The organism is Arthrobacter sp. Br18, from assembly GCF_000520555.1.
Classification (GTDB): Bacteria; Actinomycetota; Actinomycetes; order Actinomycetales; family Micrococcaceae; genus Arthrobacter_D.
The window spans coordinates 16,064-30,252 of the sequence record NZ_KI914875.1; the positions used below are offsets into that span (position 1 = coordinate 16,064).

At 67.9% G+C, this 14,189-nt stretch carries 14 protein-coding genes; 11 read left to right on the forward strand and 3 right to left on the reverse strand.

Features of this window, described 5'->3' with window-relative positions:
* From Y704_RS25315 to nusB, 5 genes are all read left to right on the forward strand, one after another.
* On the forward strand, positions 1–447 hold a 447-nt coding region (locus tag Y704_RS25315), incomplete at its 5' end, for a chorismate synthase (RefSeq protein WP_035772648.1).
* Positions 444–1,028 (forward strand): shikimate kinase, encoded by a 585-nt coding sequence (locus tag Y704_RS21030; RefSeq protein WP_253904321.1) that lies wholly within the window; start codon positions 444–446, stop codon positions 1,026–1,028. The genes Y704_RS25315 and Y704_RS21030, both read left to right, overlap by 4 nt.
* Complete coding sequence (gene aroB / locus Y704_RS0112375) at positions 1,018–2,109, forward strand: 3-dehydroquinate synthase (protein ID WP_026550345.1); 1,092 nt, start codon at positions 1,018–1,020, stop codon at positions 2,107–2,109. The genes Y704_RS21030 and aroB overlap by 11 nt, the downstream gene beginning before the upstream one ends.
* A 148-nt stretch (positions 2,110–2,257) precedes the next feature.
* On the forward strand, positions 2,258–2,821 hold the full coding sequence (gene efp, locus Y704_RS0112380; protein ID WP_026550346.1) for an elongation factor P: 564 nt from the start codon (positions 2,258–2,260) through the stop codon (positions 2,819–2,821).
* A complete protein-coding gene (nusB, locus tag Y704_RS0112385) occupies positions 2,818–3,228 on the forward strand; it encodes a transcription antitermination factor NusB (protein ID WP_026550347.1) in 411 nt (136 codons plus the stop codon). Before efp ends, nusB begins: the two co-directional genes overlap by 4 nt.
* A gap of 249 nt (positions 3,229–3,477) precedes the next feature.
* Here the strand turns inward: nusB and Y704_RS0112395 are convergent, their stop codons facing one another.
* The 3 genes from Y704_RS0112395 to Y704_RS21040 all read right to left on the reverse strand — a co-directional run bounded on the left by Y704_RS0112395 (position 3,478) and on the right by Y704_RS21040 (position 6,016).
* A complete protein-coding gene (locus Y704_RS0112395; protein ID WP_026550349.1) occupies positions 3,478–4,020 on the reverse strand; it encodes a hypothetical protein in 543 nt (180 codons plus the stop codon).
* Entirely contained in the window at positions 4,017–4,592 is a 576-nt protein-coding gene (locus Y704_RS21035) for an RNA polymerase sigma factor (RefSeq protein WP_051477009.1), read from the reverse strand. Before Y704_RS21035 ends, Y704_RS0112395 begins: the two co-directional genes overlap by 4 nt.
* Before the next feature lie 176 nt (positions 4,593–4,768).
* A complete protein-coding gene (locus Y704_RS21040; RefSeq protein WP_051477010.1) occupies positions 4,769–6,016 on the reverse strand; it encodes a PrsW family intramembrane metalloprotease in 1,248 nt (415 codons plus the stop codon).
* Between the two features lie 96 nt (positions 6,017–6,112).
* Here Y704_RS21040 and pyrR point away from each other — a divergent pair, with 96 nt between their 5' ends.
* Genes pyrR through carB form a run of 6 tightly spaced genes read left to right on the forward strand, consistent with a single transcriptional unit; the run spans position 6,113 to position 14,162 of the window.
* A complete protein-coding gene (gene pyrR, locus Y704_RS0112410; RefSeq protein ID WP_051477011.1) occupies positions 6,113–6,712 on the forward strand; it encodes a bifunctional pyr operon transcriptional regulator/uracil phosphoribosyltransferase PyrR in 600 nt (199 codons plus the stop codon).
* A complete protein-coding gene (locus Y704_RS0112415) occupies positions 6,709–7,743 on the forward strand; it encodes an aspartate carbamoyltransferase catalytic subunit (RefSeq protein WP_026550351.1) in 1,035 nt (344 codons plus the stop codon). Before pyrR ends, Y704_RS0112415 begins: the two co-directional genes overlap by 4 nt.
* The gene (locus Y704_RS21045; protein ID WP_035772649.1) at positions 7,740–9,089 is read left to right on the forward strand and encodes a dihydroorotase; all 1,350 of its coding nucleotides are present in this window, start codon (positions 7,740–7,742) and stop codon (positions 9,087–9,089) included. The genes Y704_RS0112415 and Y704_RS21045 overlap by 4 nt, the downstream gene beginning before the upstream one ends.
* 47 nt (positions 9,090–9,136) lie before the next feature.
* The gene (locus tag Y704_RS21050; protein WP_051477012.1) at positions 9,137–9,604 is read left to right on the forward strand and encodes a PH-like domain-containing protein; all 468 of its coding nucleotides are present in this window, start codon (positions 9,137–9,139) and stop codon (positions 9,602–9,604) included.
* A 29-nt stretch (positions 9,605–9,633) separates the two neighbouring features.
* Positions 9,634–10,836 (forward strand): glutamine-hydrolyzing carbamoyl-phosphate synthase small subunit, encoded by a 1,203-nt coding sequence (gene carA / locus Y704_RS21055; RefSeq protein WP_081747620.1) that lies wholly within the window; start codon positions 9,634–9,636, stop codon positions 10,834–10,836.
* Positions 10,836–14,162: a carbamoyl-phosphate synthase large subunit gene (gene carB, locus Y704_RS0112435; protein ID WP_026550352.1), complete on the forward strand. Its 3,327-nt coding sequence runs from the start codon at positions 10,836–10,838 to the stop codon at positions 14,160–14,162. The genes carA and carB overlap by 1 nt, the downstream gene beginning before the upstream one ends.
* Positions 14,163–14,189 lie beyond the last annotated feature (27 nt).

Consider the following 14,189-nt stretch of genomic DNA (forward strand, 5'->3'; position numbering starts at 1 on the left):
CTGATGGGGATCCAGGCCATCAAGGGCGTCGAGGTCGGGGACGGCTTCGCCACGGCGGCCCGGCGTGGCACCGCCGCGCATGACGAGATCGTGCGCAACGACGCCGGCAGGATCGTGCGGACCAGCAACCGCGCCGGGGGCATCGAGGGCGGTATGAGCATCGGGGATGCGCTGCGGGTCCGGGCCGCGATGAAGCCCATCGCCACGGTACCGCGAGCGCTGCGGACCATCGACGTCAGCACCGGAGCCGCAGCCAGGGCGCACCACCAGCGGTCCGATGTCTGTGCAGTCCCGGCGGCCGGCGTTGTGGCAGAGGCGATGACGGCCCTGGTCCTGGCGGAGGCCGTGACCGAGAAGTTCGGCGGCGACTCGGTCGGTGAGACGCTGCGGAACCTGCAGGGCTACCTCGCCGGCATTCCCGATTCCCTGGATTCGGCCGGCAGTTGACGCAGCCGCGCGCTGTTCCTGTCGTGCTGGTCGGCCCGATGGCGACCGGCAAGACGGTGGTGGGGCGGATGCTTGCCGCCCGCCGGGGTGTGGCATTCATCGACACCGACCGCCGGATCGTCGAGCGACACGGCCCCATTGCGGGAATTTTCGCATCCCAGGGCGAAGCCGGATTCCGCAGACTCGAAGCTTTGGTGGTCCGCGAAACCCTTGAATCCGGCGGAGGCGACGTCGTGGCCCTGGGGGGAGGCGCAGTGCTCGACGCGGGCACACGAGCCGCTCTGGGCAACGCCTACGTCATCTTCCTCGACACGGACCTCGCGACCGTCCTGCCACGCATCCTGCCCGACACCGGGCGCCCGCTCCTTACGGGGAATCCCGCCGAGCGGTGGGCGGAACTCTACCGGCAGCGCCGCACCCTGTACGAGGAGGTGGCCGACCTCGTGGTCGATACGCGCCGCCGAAGCCTGAAGGACGTGCTGGAGCAGGTCGTGCGACGCCTCGCCCTCCAGCAGACCGAGGTCGAGCCCACCGGAGCCCAGCCCCTTGATGAAAGTAGGACACCCAGCCATGGAAACTGATGCCACCGTCATCCCCGTGACCGGCAGCACGCCTGAGCAGAACTACGACGTGATCGTGGGCCGGGGATTGCTGGAGCGGCTGCCCGCCCTCCTCGGGGAGCGTGTCCGCCGAATCCTGGTGGTCCACCCGCGCGCGCTGCGCGCCACAGGCGACACTGTGCGGGCCGAGCTCGCCGACGCAGGCTTCACCGCCGTCACCGCGGAGATCCCCGACGCCGAGGAAGGCAAGCACATCCAGGTTGCCGCCTTCTGCTGGCAGGTGCTGGGGCAGAACGATTTCACCCGGTCCGACGCCGTCGTGACCGTAGGCGGGGGAGCGGTCAGCGACCTCGGCGGCTTCGTGGCTGCGACCTGGCTGCGCGGGGTGAAAGTGGTCCACCTGCCGACAAGCCTGCTCGGTATGGTGGATGCCGCGGTGGGCGGCAAGACCGGCATCAACACCGCCGAAGGCAAGAATCTGGTAGGCGCGTTCCACCCGCCGGCCGGGGTTCTCGTCGACCTCGACGCCCTCGCGACGCTGCCCAAGAACGAATTGATCACCGGGATGGCGGAAGTGGTGAAATGCGGATTCATCGCGGACCCTCGGATCCTTTCCCTCATCGAGGAGAACCCGGCCGCGGTGTCCGATGCAGGATCGCCGGTGGTCCGTGAACTCGTGGAGCGTTCGATCACCGTGAAGGCGGCAGCGGTGTCCGAGGACCTCCGCGACACCGGCCGTCGTGAATTCCTCAACTACGGTCACACCCTCGGCCACGCCATCGAACTTGCCGAGCGATACTCCTGGCGGCACGGTGCCGCCGTATCCGTCGGCCTGGTCTTCGCCGCGGAACTCTCCCGCATGGTGGGGCGGCTCAGCGATGCCGAAGCCGACCGGCACCGCACCATCCTCGAATCCCTCGGTCTTCCCGTCACGTACCGGCGCGACCGCTGGGCTTCACTGCTCGATGGCATGCGGCGTGACAAGAAGGCGCGGGGGGACCTCCTGAGGTTCGTGGTGCTCGACGGCGTCGCACGTCCAGGCATCCTCGAGGTTCCCGACACATCGCTGCTGTTCGCGGCGTACCAAGAAATCGCGTCGTAGCGGTCCGCGCTCCCGCCGGGGAGCGGGAACGGCCTAGCGGCAACAGGGTAGACTTACCGGTGGACTTTCCCGGCGCTGCCCCATGCCCCCTTGAGGCTGGGTGGCCGGTTGTAACAAGTTCTTCCAGTTCGTCGACGAAAGTGAACCCGTGGCCACCACGAATGACATCAAGAACGGCACTGTGCTGAAGCTTGAAGGAAACCTCTGGAACGTGCTCGAGTTCCAGCACGTCAAGCCAGGTAAGGGCGGCGCCTTCGTGCGCACCAAGCTGCGCAACATCCTCTCGGGCAAAGTGGTGGACAAGACGTTCAATGCCGGCCTGAAGATCGAGACGGCGACGGTCGACCGCCGCGACTACCAGTACCTGTACAAGGACGGCGAAGACTTCGTGTTCATGGACACGAGCGACTACGACCAGATCACCGTACCCGGCAAGACCGTCGGATCCGCCGAGAACTTCATGCTCGAGAGCCTGATGGTCACGATCGCCATGCATGAGGGCTCAGCGCTCTACGTCGAGTTGCCGCCGTCGGTGGTTCTCGAGATCACCTACACGGAGCCCGGACTCCAGGGCGACCGCTCCACGGGCGGCACCAAGCCCGCGACGGTCGAAACCGGCTACGAGATCGCAGTACCGCTCTTCCTCGGTACCGGAACGAAGGTCAAGGTGGATACCCGTACCGGCGATTACCTGGGACGCGTCAACGAGTGAGCGCCCGCAGCAAGGCCCGACGCCGGGCGCTGGACATTCTCTTCGAAGCGGAGCAGCGCTCCGTGACGCCGCTTGAGGTCATTTCCGCCCGCCGGGAGAAGACCGACATGATCATCGCCGACTACTCGGTGGACGTCGTCGAGGGCGTCCTCGCCCACAGCGAGCAGATCGACGAATACCTGAGCACCTACTCCCAGGGCTGGACCCTGGACCGGATGCCCGCGGTGGACCGCATGATCCTTCGCATCGGCAGCTGGGAGCTGCTGTACAACGACGACATCCCCGACGGCGTCGCGGTCAGCGAAGCGGTGGAACTCGCCAAGATGCTGTCCACCGACGAGTCGCCGGTGTTCATCAACGGCCTCCTCGGCCGCCTGCAGCAGCTCAAACCGACGCTCCTCGCCTGATCCAGGCCACGGATCGGTCCGTGGCCCATATCAGCAGGCCTCCGTTCGGTCGGCCGGCCTCGTCCCACCTCCGCCGAACGATGCCCTGCGCCGTCGGTCCGGGTGTCGCGCGGGTGGATTCCGCCGTCGCCTGGTCGCTGACGAGTTCCTGGGTGCGCGACGACGCTACCTCCATAGGTGCGCAACTTCCGCGGGTGGGACCCACGTCGACGTCCCGGCGGCCCGACAGCCACGACGGCACCCGCCGGTTCAGTCAACTCTGAGGGCCAGTCCGAGCTCTGCACACACGGTCTCATCTCCGGGGATCACTGCCGCTCGGCCGTCAGGCAGTACACAGGCCGTCAGCTGCGCAGGAACGGGCGAGGAAAATGTGGGGTCGTGGTCCTCGGGAGGCGAAGATCCTTCCGGGTAGCCGAGGCGGACGCCGTTCTGGGCCCAGACATCACGGCACACGGACACAGGATCATCGATCATGACCCGGCTGTCGGGCCTTTCAGCCGTACTGGGTATTCCCGAAATCACATCGGGGCCGGGATACTGCCCGCCGTCGTAGTCCGCCCGGGCAAAGCAGACGATCGAGGACTTGTCCGACACCGGCTGTTCCATCAGGGTGATTGCACCGCCGGTGACGACCAGTGCACCAGCAACGGCCGACAGCAGCGCTGTTGTGCCTCTGGTGTTGTGGAAGTGCCTATTCTCCGGAGTCCCGTCGGTGGCCGCATCGATGAGGAGTTGTTCGATCGCGGCACTGCGCCGTGCGTCGAATGGCGCCGATCGGGCGTTGGGGTTCACGATGTTCCCTCTTCAGGTGTCAACGGTCGGGCGATCAGGCCTGCCGGCGGGTCCCTCACGAGCGCGGACAATCTCGCCGTCGCTCGTGAGAGTCGGGATTTCACGGTGCAGGGCGGGATGCCCAGGAGCTCGCTGACCTCTGCGGTGCTGAGGTCCTCGAGCGTGCAAAGGGCGATAATCTCCTGATCGCTGCGTCGCAGGGAACGGTAAGCCCGCAGGAGGAGGTCGGCCCTGCGGTCCCGGTCGACGCCTTCCGCGACTGAGTCACTGTGGTCCGGTTCGGTGCCCGGCTGGGGAAGCTTCCGTAGAAGTCGTTCATACCGGAGAGCTGCACGAAGTTTATTCCTCGCGACATTGTGCGTGGTGACCAACAGCCAGCCGATCAGCGAATCGTTCACCAGCCGCACTTTGGCCCTGCATCGCCACGCTTCGAGGAAGACCATGGCGGTGATGTCCTCCGCGTCGTGGGACGTGCGGGCCAGTCGTTGCGCATGGGTGAATACTCTGTCCCGGTGCCGAACGTAGACGGCGCCGAATGATGCTGCATCACCATCGAGCACCCGCGCCCACAATGGACCGTCCCTCTCAGGCTGCCGTAGGTTCCCCGTATCTCTAAGTGTCCGGCACCTTCGTTTCGGTTCCACTGCCGTACGTCACTGATCTCGGGCAGGCGGGTCCGGACCGTGTGAAGCACCGGTGGGTGCACGACGCCGGCACCCACCCCACGTGCGCAACTTCCGCCGGACTGCTAGCGGGTCGAAGCGAGCTGCAGGATGCGGGAGCGGCGGCGGGTCGCCTCGTCGAGCAGGAAGCGCTCCTCGGCCGCGTCGCCGGTGGAATGCCGCTCTCCGAGCATCCGCTGGCGGGTGTGGGCGATGCGCGACGCCGTGCGGATGAAAGCGGCCATGTCGGCTTTCGCGCCGACACTCCGGGCCCACGCGAGCGCCTGCCGACGTCCGGGACGGGTTGCGAGCATGGCCACCTCTTGGGGCGTGAACCAGCCCGCTCGGGCGTAGTCACCGAGCCGGGCCTCGGTCAACCGGCGTTCGGAGCGTCGCAGCAGGAGGACGCAGAGTACAGCGGCGACGAAGAGCGGAACCTGCACGAGGAAGTAGAAGGAAAAGAAATCACTGAAGAGCACCACGGTTCCGCCGTTCCACAGCATGTGTCCGGCCATCGCGGGGATGAGTCCGAGGACGAAAGCAGGAAGGACGCGTCGGCTGCCGCCGCCCCGGCTGACCGCCAGCCCGAGGACGAAGCCGAGCGCCGCGGTGAACATCACGTGCGCGAAGGGCGAGAACAGGCCGCGGAGAATGAACACGCTGACCAGTGCGCCGGCGCTCCCGGTGTCGATGACAGCTGTCCCGAAGTAGAGGATGTTCTCGGTGAAGGCGAAGCCTGCGCCCACGGTCCCGGCGTAAACGATGCCGTCCACGGGGCCGTCGAAGTGGCTGCGCCGTGTGTACACGAGGATCAGGACGCCGAAACCCTTGGCAAGCTCCTCGAGGATAGGGGCCTGCAGGACTGGACCGATGACGTCGTCCGGAGTGGTGGTGAGTGCCGCGCCGAGCAGTTCGATCACGTAGTTTCCCAGCAGCAGCGTGACCACCACGGATATCCCGGCGCCCCACAGGAAGGCGAACAGCAGGGCGCCCCGCGGCTCCGGGTCCCACCGGTCGATCCAGCGGATACCGAGCAGGCAGATGGCCAGCGGGATCAAGGCGAGGATGCCGCACAGCACCAGTGCGGAGGGACCCAGGGAAAGGGAGAGGAAGAGCAGCACCAGTGCGGTCACCAGGGCGGCACCGACCGCGAGGATCACGTTGAGTGCGCCCATCCCGCGGGTCCGGGGCCGATCCCAGATGGGCGGGCAGGGCGCAGGCTGGTTCCAGGGGGGAGCAAGCTGGGGATTCAGCGTGGTCGAGGACTCCCACCAGCCGGATTCGGAGTGCTGGAACCGGCCGGACCGGGGGGTGTGCGGATCGTTGCTGGCCATAAGCAAACACTAAGGGCACATGCGCCTGTGATAGTTTTGTCAACGCAACCACCCTTTAAATTCCGTCCTGTGAGGCGGGGAAGGAGGAAGCGTGTTATGACCGTGCCTGCACCGTATTCCGGAGCCAAACAGCGCGTTGTTCTCGCCGAAGCCGATATCGACCGGGCCCTGACCCGCATCGCCCACGAAATTCTCGAAGCCAACCGCGGTACGTCGGACCTGGTGCTGCTGGGGATCCCCCGCCGCGGGTTCCCACTGGCGCAGCGCCTCGCGCGAAAGATTGCCGACGTCGATCCGGGGGTGGATCCCGACTCCATCACCGGGCAGCTGGACGTCACGATGTACCGCGACGATCTCCGCCGGAACCCCACGAGGTCACCCCTGGCCACCCAACTGCCCGCCTCCGGCATCGACGACAAGGTGGTGGTCCTCGTGGACGACGTCCTGTATTCGGGCCGCACCATCCGGTCCGCACTGGACGCCCTGGTGGATCTCGGCAGGCCCCGGATCGTCCGCCTGGCCGTCCTCGTGGACCGCGGCCACCGTGAGCTCCCCATCCGCGCGGATCATGTGGGGAAGAACCTTCCGACGTCGTCGTCCGAACGGGTGCGCGTGCACCTGCGGGAGGTCGACGCGGCCGGTGCTGCGGGCCCGGGCGGGGCCGGCGATGAGGTCGTCATCGAGGGCGGCGCATGAAGCACCTGCTCTCCACGTCAGACCTCTCGCTCGTCGACACCCTGCAGCTCCTCGACGTCGCCGAGGAGATGGCCGCGGTGGGGGAGCGCGAGATCAAGAAACTTCCCGCCCTGAGGGGCCGCACCGTAGTGAACCTGTTCTTCGAGGACTCCACCCGCACCCGAATCTCCTTCGAAGCCGCGGCCAAACGCCTGTCAGCCGACGTCATCAACTTCGCTGCGAAGGGCTCGTCCGTTTCCAAGGGCGAATCGCTGAAGGACACCGCGCAGACCCTCGAGGCCATGAGCGCCGACGCCGTGGTGATCCGCCACCCCGCCTCCGGGGCGCCCGCGCGGCTCGCGGCGTCCGGGTGGATCGACGCCGCCGTCGTCAACGCCGGCGACGGCACCCACGAACATCCCACGCAGGCGCTCCTCGACGCCTTCACCCTGCGCCGCCACTGGGCGAGAATCACCGGAACGCCGTCCGCCGGCACCGACCTCGGCGGCATGCGCATCCTCATCGTCGGAGACATCCTGCACTCGCGGGTTGCGCGCTCCAACGTGTGGCTCCTGACCACCCTCGGAGCCCACATCACGCTGGTCGGCCCGCCCACCCTGCTGCCGGTGGGCGTCGGGTCCTGGCCCTGTGAGGTCCTCTACAACCTCGACGACGCCGTGGCCACCCGGCCCGACGCCGTCATGATGCTGAGGCTCCAGGCCGAACGCATGAACGCCGCGTTCTTCCCCTCGACCCGCGAATATTCGCGGAACTGGGGGTTCGACGACGCCCGGCTCGCACTGCTCGACGTGATGGGCCTCGACGACACCGTCATCATGCACCCCGGCCCCATGAACCGCGGGCTCGAGATCTCCTCCGCCGCAGCCGACTCGCCGCGTTCCACGGTGCTCGCGCAGGTCCGCAACGGCGTCTCCGTCAGGATGGCCGCCCTGTACCTGTTGCTGTCGGGCAGAGGCCACCACGAAGAGAACAGGGGCGCGGGCGGCGCCCTCCCCAGAACCGCGAACCGGATGACGCAGGAGCAAGCATGACCACGAACAGCACCCGATACCTGATCCGGGGCGCGTCCCTTGGAGGCGGCGAACCCGCGGACCTCCTGATCGTCGACGGCATCATCGCCGCCGTCGGCTCCGATGCGGCACGGGACGCAGGTTCCTCCGCCCACAGCATCGATGCCGAGGGGCTCATCGCCCTGCCCGGCATGGTGGACCTCCACACCCACCTGCGCGAACCCGGACGCGAGGACGCCGAAACCGTGGAGACGGGCTCCCGTGCCGCCGCGCTCGGCGGATTCACCGCCATCCATGCGATGGCCAACAGTTCGCCCGTCGCGGACACGGCCGGCGTCGTGGAACAGGTGTACAGCCTGGGCCGGGCATCGGGCTGGGTCGAGGTGCGCCCGGTCGGCGCGGTGACCGTCGGCCTCGCGGGCCAGCGCATGGCGGAACTCGGCGCCATGGCGGAGTCCCGCGCCAACGTGCGGGTGTTCTCCGACGACGGCGTCTGCGTCTCCGACCCGGTCCTGATGCGCCGCGCGCTCGAATACGTCAAGGCGTTCGACGGCGTCATCGCCCAGCACGCCCAGGAACCCCGACTCACCGAGGGGGCGCAGATGAACGAGGGTGAGGTCTCCGCCGTCCTCGGACTCACCGGCTGGCCGGCCGTCGCCGAGGAGAGCATCATCGCCCGCGATGTCCTCCTGGCCCAGCACGTCGACTCCCGGCTGCACGTCTGCCACGTGTCGACGGCGGGCTCCGTCGACATTCTCCGCTGGGCCAAGGCGCGCGGCATCCGCGTCACGGCGGAAGTCACCCCCCACCACCTCCTGCTGACCGAGGACCTCGTGCGCAGCTACAACCCCGTCTATAAGGTGAACCCGCCGCTGCGCACCGCCACCGATGTCCAGGCGCTCCGCGAAGCGCTCGCCGATGGCACCATCGACGTCATCGGGACCGACCATGCGCCGCACCCGAGCGAACACAAGGAGTGCGAGTGGGCGCAGGCCGCGATGGGCATGACGGGGCTTGAAACCGCGCTCTCGGTGGTCCAGCACGCCATGATCGAGACGGGCCTGATGGACTGGGAGGGCTTCGCCCGTGCCACCTCGGGCAGCCCAGCGCGCATCGGACGCCTGAAGTCCCAGGGACGGCCGCTCGGCAAGGGTGAACCCGCCAACGTGGTGCTCGTCGATCCGGCGGCGCGGTGGACCGTCGAGCCGGACAAGATGGCCACGAAGGGCCGCAACAGCCCCTTCGCCGGCACGGTCCTGCCGGGTCGGGTCACCACCACGTTCTACCGCGGCCATCCCACGGTGCTCAACGGTGCGCTGAACAGCCCCCTTCCCACCGACCCCGAGGAGCCCGCGTGGAATATCTAGGGACCGTTGCCGCGGCAGGAGGACTCATCGTCCTCGTCGTTGTCCTGATGGCTCTCGGCTGGCGCAGCCGGCTCAAGCGCCAGTCAGGGATCGGTGCGCCGCCGGCAGTACCGTCGGACCTCGGACCGGTCCTGTATGAGGCCGAGGGCCAGTATGTCGTCACGACGACGGCGGGCGACTGGCTGGACCGCGTGGCCGTCCACGGTATGGGGATCCGCTCCAACGCCGTGGCGACCGTGCACCCGGAGGGAGTTCTCCTCGCACGCGTCGGCGCACCGGACGTCTTCATTCCCCGGGACGACCTCGAATCGGTGCGGCTCGAGGGCGGCATGGCGGGCAAGTTCGTCGAGAAGGACGGGCTCGTCGTGCTGACCTGGCGGCTGCTGGACAAGCGGGTCGACACCGGCTTCCGCACGCGCCATGCAGCACACAAGCCGCAGCTGCTGGCCGCCGCCGCGGCGCTGGCGCCCGGAACAACACCACCACAAGACTTTCAAGGCAGGGATTCCCAGTGACACCACCCACCCCATCCGCAGCCGTGCTGATGCTGGAGGACGGCCGATGCTTTCGCGGGCGCAGCTACGGCGCCACGGGCACGGCCTTCGGCGAGGCCGTTTTCGCCACCGGCATGACCGGCTACCAGGAGACCATCACGGATCCGTCCTACGCGCGTCAGCTGGTGGTCCAGACCGCGCCGCACATCGGCAACACCGGCGTCAACGCCGACGACGCCGAATCGCGCCGCATCTGGGTGGCGGGCTACATCGTCCGCGACGCAGCACGGCGCCCCTCCAACTGGCGGTCCGAGCAGAGCCTCGACGATCAACTGCGCAGTCAGGGCGTGGTGGGGATCGAGGGGGTGGATACCCGCGCCATCACCCGCCACCTCCGTGAGCGCGGCGCCATGCGGGCGGGGATCTTTTCCGGACCTGCCGCCGCCGGCGCCGAGTCCGAGCTGCGGAACCAGGTGCTCGCCCAGGAGTCGATGGAGGGTGCCCGGCTCGCCGAGGAAGTCAGCGTGGACGAGCAGTACACCGTCGAGCCGTCGGACCACGGCTGGACGGGCGAGCCGCTGTTCACCGTCGCTGCCCTCGACCTCGGCATCAAGGCCAGAACGCCTCGACACTTCGCACAGCGCGGCGTCCGCACCGTGGTGTTCCCCGCGGCGGCAACCCTCGACGAGATCCGGGCGGTGGAGCCGGACGGCGTCTTTCTGTCCAACGGTCCCGGCGACCCCTCCACCGCTGATACGCAGGTGGCGCTGCTGCGCCAGGTGCTCGCCGAGCGCATCCCCTTCTTCGGCATCTGCTTCGGCAACCAGATCCTGGGCCGGGCCCTCGGGTTCGGAACCTACAAGCTCCGCTACGGCCACCGCGGCATCAACCAGCCGGTGATGGACCGTCGCACGCGCAAGGTCGAGATCACCTCCCACAACCATGGGTTCGCCGTCGATGCACCCCTGGACGGTCCCGTCGATGCGCCGCACGCCGGTTTCGGCCGTGTGGAGGTCAGCCACGTCTGCCTCAACGACGACGTCGTGGAGGGACTCGCCTGCCTGGACATCCCGGCCTTCTCGGTGCAGTACCACCCTGAAGCGGCAGCCGGACCCCACGACTCCGCGTACCTCTTCGACCGCTTCATCGACCTGATGGCGGCGGAGAAGAATTCTCCAGGCGGAACCGACGCCAGCACGGTCTCGCTCGCCACCACCAGCACCCACCAGCTCCCCGCCCAGGAAGATCACTGATGCCCCGCAGAACCGACCTCAAAAGTGTCCTGGTGATCGGCTCCGGCCCCATCGTGATCGGCCAGGCCGCCGAGTTCGACTATTCGGGCACGCAGGCACTGCGCGTGCTGAAGGAGGAAGGCCTGCGGGTCATTCTCGTCAACTCCAACCCGGCCACGATCATGACCGATCCGGAGTTCGCCGACGCCACCTACGTGGAACCGATCACCCCCGAGGTGGTCGCCAAGATCATCGAGAAGGAGCGCCCCGACGCGCTGCTCCCCACCCTCGGAGGGCAGACCGCACTCAACACCGCCATTGCCCTGGACAAGAACGGCGTACTCGAGAAGTTCGGAGTGGAACTCATCGGGGCGAACATCGCCGCCATCGAGCTGGGCGAGGACCGCGAGAAGTTCAAGGGCGTGGTGGCGCGCTGCGGGGCCGAGTCGGCTCGCTCCGTGATCATCCACACGCTGGCCGAGGCCTTCGTCGCGGCCGAGGATCTCGGCTACCCCATGGTTGTCCGCCCGTCCTTCACCATGGGCGGGCTCGGGTCGGGCCTCGCCTACACCGAGGGCGACCTCCGCCGCATCGTGGGCCAGGGCCTCCAGTACAGTCCCACCACCGAGGTGCTCCTCGAAGAAAGCATCCTCGGCTGGAAAGAGTACGAGCTCGAGATGATGCGGGACAAGAACGACAACGTGGTGGTGGTCTGCTCCATCGAGAACTTCGACCCGGTGGGCGTCCACACCGGCGACTCCATCACGGTGGCTCCTGCGCTGACCCTCACCGATCGGGAGTACCAGCGTCTGCGGGACATCTCCATCGCGGTCATCCGCGAGGTCGGCGTCGACACCGGAGGCTGCAACATCCAGTTCGCCATCGAGCCGGACACCGGCCGCGTCGTTGTCATCGAAATGAACCCGCGCGTCTCCCGGTCCTCGGCCCTGGCCTCGAAGGCGACGGGGTTCGCCATTGCGAAGATCGCCACGAAACTCTCGCTCGGGTACACCCTCGACGAGATCCCGAACGACATCACCCGGAAGACCCCGGCGTCCTTCGAGCCGACCCTGGACTACGTGGTGGTCAAGGTCCCGCGGTTCGCGTTCGAGAAGTTCCCCGCCGCGGACCCCACGCTGACCACCACCATGAAGTCGGTGGGGGAGGCCATGGCCCTGGGGCGGAACTTCACCGAGGCCCTGCAGAAGGCGCTGCGCTCACTCGAGCAGAAGGGCTCGCAGCTGGTGTTCGACCCCGTTCCCGAGGACGACGTCGCGGCCCTCATCGAGGCGGCGAAGCGTCCCACCACCGAGCGCCTGGCCCAGGTCCAGCAGGCACTGCTCGGCGGGGCGAGCGTCGAGCAGCTCTACGAGGCCACCGGAATCGACCCGTGGTTCCTCGACCAGCTGGTGCTGCTCAACGAGGTTGCCGAGGAGGTGCGCGGCGCCGGTGCCCTGACGGAGGACGTCCTCCGCCATGCCAAGCGCCACGGCTTCTCCGACGAGCAGATCGGCGCCATCCGGCGCATGCCCGAGGCGGTGGTGCGGGGAGTGCGCCACGCCCTCGGCATCCGGCCCGTCTTCAAGACCGTCGACACCTGTGCCGCCGAGTTCGCCGCGTACACGCCCTACCACTACTCGTCCTACGACGAGGAGGACGAGGTCGCGCAGCACGAGAAGCCGTCGATTCTCATCCTCGGCTCCGGACCGAACCGCATCGGCCAGGGGATCGAGTTCGACTACTCGTGCGTCCACGCGACCATGGCCCTCCGCAAGGCCGGCTACGAAACCGTCATGGTCAACTGCAACCCGGAGACGGTGTCCACCGACTACGACATCTCCACCCGGCTCTACTTCGAACCGCTGACCCTGGAGGACGTGCTCGAGGTGATCGCCGCGGAGGAGCGTACGGGCGGCGTCCTGGGCGTGTTCGTGCAGCTCGGCGGACAGACCCCGCTCAAGCTCGCGCAGCAACTGGCCGACGCCGGCATCCCGATCCTCGGCACCTCACCCGAGGCCATCGACCTCGCCGAGCACCGGGGCGCCTTCAGCCGCGTGCTCGACGCCGCGGGGCTGATCGCGCCGAAGAACGGCACCGCGGTGTCCTTCGAGGACTCCAAGAAGATCGCCGACGAGATCGGGTACCCGGTACTGGTCCGGCCGTCCTACGTGCTCGGCGGACGCGGCATGGAGATCGTGTACGACGAGGCGAACCTCTCGCGCTACATCGCCAACGCCACGGAGATCACAGAGGCCCACCCCGTGCTGATCGACCGCTTCCTCGAGGACGCCATCGAGATCGACGTCGACGCCCTCTACGACGGCACCGAGATGTACCTCGGCGGGATCATGGAGCACATCGAGGAGGCGGGCATCCACTCGGGTGACTCCGCCTGCGTGCTCCCGCCCATCACACTCGGCGCCGACGTCCTGCAGCGCGTCCGGACCGCGACTCTGGCGATCGCCGAGGGAGTGGGGGTCCGCGGACTCATCAACATCCAGTTCGCCCTCGCCTCCGATGTCCTCTACGTCCTCGAGGCGAATCCGCGTGCCTCACGGACGGTACCGTTCGTGTCGAAGGCGACCGGCGTCCAGCTCGCCAAGGGAGCCGCCCTGATCGGGACCGGCGTGAGCATCGCGGAGCTCCGCTCCGTGCACCACCTGCTGCCGCTGCAGGGCGACGGCGGATCGCTCCCGTTCGACGCTCCCGTCTCGGTCAAGGAAGCAGTGCTGCCGTTCAGCCGGTTCCGCACCGTCGACGGCACCGTCGTCGATTCCCTCCTGGGACCGGAAATGCGCTCCACCGGCGAGGTGATGGGCATCGACAGGTACTTCGACACTGCCTTCGCCAAGAGCCAGGCTGCCGCCAATGCAGCGCTGCCCGTTGAAGGGAAGGTCTTCGTCTCGGTCGCCAACCGGGACAAGCGCGCCATCATCCTGCCCGTCAAACGGCTGGTGGACCTCGGCTTCGAGATCGTCTCGACGGGAGGGACCGCCGACGTCCTCCGCCGCAACGGCATCCAGGCGACCACCGTGCGCAAGGTCGCCGAGGGAGCCGGTGAGCACGGCGAAGGCACCGTGGTGGACCTCATCACCACCGGCGGCATCGACATGATCATCAACACCCCGTCCGGCGGCCAGGCGCGGGGCGACGGCTACGAGATCCGGGCCGCGGCGACGTCCTTCGGGCTGCCGGTGATCACCACCATCCCCGAGGTCGGTGCGGCGATCCAGGCGATCGAGGCGATGCGCTCGTTCGAATGGTCGGTCACGAGCCTGCAGGAACATGCGGCCAGCCTTCGTGAATCGACGCTCCGCGCATTGACGGAGTCCCGCGATGCCCGCTGACGGCGGCCCGCGCGGGCCGGCGGACGG